At 70.7% G+C, this 6283-nt stretch carries 4 protein-coding genes and 1 pseudogene; all 5 read left to right on the top strand.

The window, feature by feature from the left end; genetic code table 11:
- The first annotated feature begins 75 nt into the window (after window positions 1-75).
- Window positions 76-927 carry a serine hydrolase gene (locus CCN42_RS12195; RefSeq protein WP_086735317.1) on the top strand — a complete coding sequence of 284 codons (852 nt, stop codon included), beginning with the start codon at window positions 76-78 and terminating at the stop codon, window positions 925-927.
- Between the two features lie 228 nt (window positions 928-1155).
- On the top strand, window positions 1156-1491 hold the full coding sequence (locus CCN42_RS12200; protein WP_422641159.1) for an SseB family protein: 336 nt from the start codon (window positions 1156-1158) through the stop codon (window positions 1489-1491).
- Between the two features lie 5 nt (window positions 1492-1496).
- Complete coding sequence (locus CCN42_RS44355; RefSeq protein ID WP_245877250.1) at window positions 1497-2126, top strand: hypothetical protein; 630 nt, start codon at window positions 1497-1499, stop codon at window positions 2124-2126.
- Window positions 2127-2401: 275 nt separating this feature from the next.
- Window positions 2402-3421, top strand: a complete 1020-nt coding sequence (locus CCN42_RS12210) for an esterase-like activity of phytase family protein (protein ID WP_086735319.1) — start codon at window positions 2402-2404, stop codon at window positions 3419-3421.
- Window positions 3422-3519: 98 nt separating this feature from the next.
- A pseudogene (locus tag CCN42_RS12215) lies at window positions 3520-6252 on the top strand (ABC transporter transmembrane domain-containing protein); the annotation flags it as partial.
- Between the last annotated feature and the right edge of the window lie 31 nt (window positions 6253-6283).

Below are 6283 nucleotides of genomic sequence, written 5' to 3' on the forward strand. Positions count from 1 at the left end.
GCTTTTTCCTACCCCGCCTTCTCGTTGGCCGAACAGCCGTACAACCGTGCGCCGCCCTGACGAGTCGAAGCAGTCATGACTCACGGCAGATCCCGTCATGCCCGCCTGCTCGGCGCCGCAATATCCGCCGGCATCCTCATACCCACGGTGGCCGCCGCCGCCCCCGCCGCCGCGGCCACCCCGACCGTCAGCTGTACGTCCGCCAAGCCGGAGCTCGCCGCCAAGCTGAAGAAGGACATCACCGCCGCGCTCGCGAACCGCAAGGGGACGATCGCCGTCGGGGTGTACGACCGGACCACCAACACCACTTGCGCGCTCCGCGGCTCCACCGCGTTCGACTCCGCCAGTGTCGTCAAGGTGACCGTCCTCGCCACGCTGCTGTGGGACGCGAGCAAGCACGGGCGGTATCTCACCGACCGCGAGGTCGCCCTCAGCAGAGCCATGATCACCAAGTCGGACAACGCGGCCACCAGCACGCTGTGGAAGCAGCTCGGTCTGACGAAGATCAGGGGATTCCTCACCGCCGCCGGGATGACGCAGACCAAGCCCGGCGCGAACGGCTACTGGGGGCTGACCCAGATCACGGTGACCGATGAGCAGAAGCTGCTGAAGCTGATCAATGTGAAGAACACCGTGCTCAGCGACAACGCGCGCGCGTTCATCCTGAAGCTGATGGGCCAGGTCGTGTCGTCGCAGCGCTGGGGCACCCCGTACGGCGCCCCCTCCGGTGTCACCGTCGGCGTCAAGAACGGCTGGCTCTCCCGGGCCACGTACGGCTGGCGGGTGCACAGCGTCGGCGTCTTCAGGGGTGCCGGCAGGGGCTACACCATCACCGTGCTGACCCACGGCAACAGCACCATGAACTACGGGATCACGACGATCCAGAACGTGTCCAAGGTCATACACCGAGACCTGGCCGCCGCCTGACCCGAGGAACTGCCCAAGGCCTGCGACCGGCCGCCCCTTCACGGGGCGGCCCACCTCCGCGTGGTGACTCCCGGGAGAACCACCGACACCTCCTGAAGCGTGTGTTCTACGGTGCCATCAGTGACCGCGGACGAGGGAGGGACCGTGGAGCAGCCCAGGACGGCGTTGGCCGAGCGGATTGCCGAGCGGAGGGCGGGGGTCGGTGACCCTCGCGCGTTGGTGGGTGAGATGCGGCGCTCGGTCCTGCTGGTGCCCGTCTCCGACGGGGGCCTGTGGTCGGCGCGTTCGGGCGGGGTGCGGTGGGTCTGCGGGTTCACGGACGAGGTGGCACTGGCCCGGTTCGCCGTGCACCACGGGCCGGGTGACCGGCCGATGAACCACGCGGCGCTCCTGGGTGCGCGCATCATCGACGAGATCGTGCCCTCGCTGGGCGAGCCCGCCGGTCTCGCGGTGGACATCGCCACCGATGACGGGTCGATGTTCTTCCCGCCGGTCACCGGGATCGTCCCGGACGGTGTCGCCGTCGACCGTGACGTGCAGGCCGAGGGGGACGGCCGTGGGTGACGGCCGTGAGTGGTGACGGGAAGGACCTGAACTTCGACAAGGCGGCGGTGGCCAGGTTCACCAAGGGTGTCGGCGCCACCATCGACGGGCTGGGCGACCTGGGCGGCGCGACCGGGTCGGTGATGGGCAAGGGCTTCTCCGAGCTGTCGATGACGGGGATGGAGGCCGGGCACCACGGTCTGTCGGTCGAAGAACAGTGGAGTATCGAGCACCCTTTCGTGCGGCAGTGGCGAGCCGTTCATCGACACGAACTAGCAGGCCCAGATGCAGCGCAGGAGCTTTTCGACTACCTCGACAACCTTCCCTGGGGAGCCAGCCGTCTAAGCTGGAGCAGTATTCCGAACCGCTTCATTCCGTTCGGTGACGGAGATCCTCAGCCTGGCTGGGTCGAAAAATTCTCAAGCACCCCTCTGAAACGTCACCCATGGATCATGGTCGCTTACGCGCCTGGCCGGGAAGCGCTCATCGGGGAATCGGACGAGGTTCTGGCCGACATCGACGTTCTGTACGCGGGATCACCAGGCGCTCGGTGCTTCTGTGGTGCCGACATCAGCCAAGGTTCTCTGGTTCCTGTGGTTGCAGACTTCGGTGAGTTCTCGGATGAAGGAGTGCGCGTCCATCTACCCGGGGGCTGACTCTCACTTCCTGCGGCCGAGCAGGCCGGTACCACACTTGTCAGCGGCGTCGGACGCCTGGGCCGAGCGCCTCGACACACCCGTCTCGCGGAAAACCGAAGTGTCGTCGGCATCACGGCGGTCCAGGGCGTCGCCAAGGTGATCGACCGGGAACTCGCCCCGGCCTGACCCGGCCCACGCTTCACCAGGCCGTCCACCGGCCGTCACCGGCCCGCCCTACGGTGGCGGCCATGCGTCCAAGAGTCATGCGTCCAAGAGTCATGCGTCCGAGCGTCATGCGTCCGAGAACCGTACTCGCCACCGTCACCGCCACCCTCGCCGCGGCGGCCAGCCTGGTCGCCGCGGGCCCCGCCGGCGCGCGGTCGGCCGCGGCCTGTTCGCCCTCCGTCGCCATCGAGCGCTTCTCCGACGCGCTCGACAAGACGACGTACGAGGGTGCCTTCGTCGGCAACTTCTCCGCGCTGGCCGTGGACCGGGACGGCGCCCTCGCGGCGGTCTCCGACCGGTCGGTGCTGTTCTCGCTCGACGGGCGGACGCTCCAGCCGCGCGGAACGCTGCCCCTCGCGGACGAGTACGGCGCCGCGCTCGACTCCGAGGGGCTGGTCGTCGACCGGGACGGGACCTACCTGGTCTCCTCGGAGACCGAGCCGTCCGTCCGCCGGCACTCCCGCGACGGCCGCGTCCTCGACCGGCTGCCCGTGCCGGACGCCCTGCGGGTCGCCCCGGCGGGCCGGGCGCCCGTCAACGGCACCTTCGAGGGACTGACCATGACCCGCGACGGCCGCACGCTCGTCGCCTCCATGGAGTACGCCCTCGGCGGAGACGTCGCCGGGACCGTGCGGGTCCAGACCTGGCGGCGGACGCACGACGACCGGTTCCGGCCGGCCGCGCAGTACGCCTATCGCACCGACCCGGGCCTCGGCGTCCCCGAGATCACCGCGACGCCCGACGGGCGCCTCCTCGTCCTGGAGCGCGGCTTCACCGCCGGTGTCGGCAACACGGTCCGCCTCTACCTCGCCGACCCGCGCCGCGCCACGGACGTCAGCGAGATCGAACAGCTGACCGAGCGGGGTGGCGTGCGGCCGATCCGCAAGACCCTGCTCGCCGACCTCGCCGACTGCCCCGATCTCGGCGCCACCGCCAGGCAGCCGCAGCCCAACCCGCTGCTCGACAACATCGAGGCCATGGCCGTCACCGGCCGCCCGCACGGCCGCCTGGACGTCCTGCTCGCCAGCGACGACAACCAGAACCCCGCCCAGACCACCCGCTTCTACTTCCTCCGCGTCCGCCTCTGACCCGCCCGCCCCGGCCCCGAATTGTTGCGGAGGGATGAAATCCGCTTCTGTCCGTGTTGGTGCCTTCCGGAAGATCAGATCTGACGGAGGGCACCGGCGTGGCAGCGCAGCAAGGGTGGGCGAGACGACTGTGGGGCTATGCCTGGCGCTACCCCAAGGACGTGATCCTCGCCCTCGGCTCCTCCCTCGCGGGCATGGCCGTCATGGCCGTCGTCCCGCTGATCACCAAGGTGATCATCGACGACGTGGTCGGCGACAAGACCCGCGGCATGGCCCCCTGGGCCGGCGCCCTCATCGTCGCCGCCCTCCTCGTCTACGTCCTCACCTACATCCGCCGCTACTACGGCGGACGGCTCGCCCTCGACGTCCAGCACGACCTGCGCACCGAGATGTACGGGACGATCACCCGGCTCGACGGGCGGCGGCAGGACGAGCTGTCCACCGGGCAGGTCGTCGGGCGGGCCACCAGCGACCTCCAGCTGATCCAGGGCCTGCTCTTCATGCTCCCGATGACCATCGGGAACTTCCTGCTCTTCCTGATCTCCCTGGTCATCATGGCGTGGCTGTCGATCCCGCTCACGCTGGTCGCCCTCGCCGTGGCGCCCGCCCTGTGGTGGATCGCCAAGCGCAGCCGCACCAAGCTGCACCCCGCCACCTGGTACGCCCAGGCGCAGGCCGCGGCCGTCGCGGGCGTGGTCGACGGCGCGGTCGGCGGCGTCCGCGTGGTGAAGGGCTTCGGGCAGGAGGAGCAGGAGACGCAGAAGCTGCGGGAGGTCGGGCGGCGGCTCTTCGCGGGGCGGCTGCGGACGATCCGCCTGAACAGCAGGTACACCCCCGCGCTCCAGGCCGTCCCCGCCCTCGGCCAGGTCGCCATGCTGGCGCTCGGCGGCTGGCTCGCCGTACGCGGCAACGTCACCCTCGGCACCTTCGTCGCCTTCTCCACCTACCTCGCCCAGCTCGTCGGCCCGGTCCGGATGCTCGCCATGGTCCTCACCGTCGGCCAGCAGGCCCGCGCGGGCACGGAACGCGTCCTGGAGCTGATCGACACCGAGCCGGCCCTCACCGACGGCACCAGGGAGCTGCCCGCCGACGCCCCCGCGACCGTCGAGTTCGACGACGTGTCCTTCGGCTACGACCCGGACAAGCCCGTCCTCGACGGCCTCTCCTTCGAGATCCGCCCCGGCGAGACCCTGGCCGTCGTCGGCTCCTCCGGCTCCGGCAAGTCGACCGTCTCGCTGCTCCTGCCGCGCTTCTACGACGTCACGCGCGGCGCCGTGCTGATCGGCGGCCACGACGTGCGCGAGCTGACCCTCGACTCGCTGCGCGCCGCCATCGGCCTGGTCCCCGAGGACTCGTTCCTCTTCTCCGACACCGTCCGCGCCAACATCGCCTACGGCCGCCCCGACGCCACTCACGAGGAGATCGAGAAGGCCGCCCGCGCCGCCCAGGCGCACGGCTTCATCAGCGCGCTGCCCGACGGCTACGACACGGTCGTCGGCGAGCACGGACTCACCCTCTCCGGCGGCCAGCGCCAGCGCGTCGCCCTCGCCCGCGCCATCCTCACCGACCCGCGGCTGCTCGTCCTCGACGACGCCACCTCCGCGGTGGACGCGCGCGTCGAGCACGAGATCCACGAGGCGCTGAAGCGGGTCATGGAGGGCCGCACCACCCTGCTCATCGCGCACCGCCGCTCCACCCTCAACCTCGCCGACCGCATCGCCGTCCTCGACGGCGGCCGGCTCGCCGACCTCGGCACCCACGAGGAGCTGGAGCGGCGCTCCGCGCTGTACCGGCGGCTGCTCACCGACCCGGACGAGCTGGGCGGCGTCTCCCCGGGCCACACCCCCAAGGCGGCCCCGCAGGACGAGGACACCTCGGTCCGCGAGGAGCTGGACGCCGAGTTCGACGCCGAGCGCGGGGTCACCCCGAGACTGTGGACCGGTGACCGCGAGCGCAAGGACACCGCGCTGTCCGGCACCCCGGCCACCCCGGAGCTGCTGGCCCAGGTGGACGCCCTGCCCCCGGCGACCGAGACCCCGGACGTCGACGAGGCGCGGGCGGTGCGGCCGGAGGAGTCCTACGGGCTCAGAATGCTCCTCAAGGGCTTCGGGCTGCCCCTCCTCGTCAGCCTCGCCCTGGTCGCGGTGGACGCGGGCATGGGCCTGCTGCTCCCGGTGCTGATCCGGCACGGCATCGACAGCGGTGTCTCCGAGCTGGCCCTCGGCGCGGTCTGGGCGGCGTCCGCGCTGGCCCTGGCCGCCGTGCTCGCCCAGTGGGCGGCGCAGATCGGCGAGATCCGGATGACGGGCCGCACCGGCGAGCGGGTCCTGTACGCCCTGCGTCTGAAGATCTTCTCCCAGCTCCAGCGGCTGGGCCTCGACTACTACGAGCGGGAGCTGACCGGCCGGATCATGACCCGCATGACGACGGACGTCGACGCCCTGTCGACGTTCCTCCAGACGGGCCTGGTCACCGCGTTCGTCTCGGTCGTCACGTTCTTCGGCATCATGGTCGCCCTGCTGGTGATCGACGTGGAGCTGGCACTCGTGGTGTTCGCCACGCTGCCGCCGCTGATCGTGGCCACGTTCTTCTTCCGCCGGGCGAGCGTGAAGGCGTACGAACTCGCCCGCGAGCGGGTGTCCGGCGTCAACGCCGACCTCCAGGAGACCGTCGCCGGGCTGCGGATCGTGCAGGCGTTCGGGCGGGAGCGGGACGGCGGACGCCGGTTCGCCGAGCGCAGCGACGGCTACCGGCAGGCCCGCGTGCACGGCCAGTGGCTGATCTCGATCTACTTCCCGTTCGTGCAGTTCCTGTCGTCGGCCGCGGCGGCCGACGACAGGAACTGCACGAACGGGAAGTAGA

Source organism: Streptomyces glaucescens, assembly GCF_002154375.1.
Classification (GTDB): domain Bacteria; phylum Actinomycetota; class Actinomycetes; order Streptomycetales; family Streptomycetaceae; genus Streptomyces; species Streptomyces glaucescens.

Bases quoted from the DNA above. Each gene is read 5' to 3' on its own strand.
- CCN42_RS12195 (WP_086735317.1), top strand. From the start codon at position 76: ATGACTCACGGCAGATCCCGTCATGCCCGCCTGCTCGGCGCCGCAATA.
- CCN42_RS12200 (WP_422641159.1), top strand. From the start codon at position 1,156: ATGCGGCGCTCGGTCCTGCTGGTGCCCGTCTCCGACGGGGGCCTGTGG.
- CCN42_RS12210 (WP_086735319.1), top strand. From the start codon at position 2,402: ATGCGTCCGAGAACCGTACTCGCCACCGTCACCGCCACCCTCGCCGCG.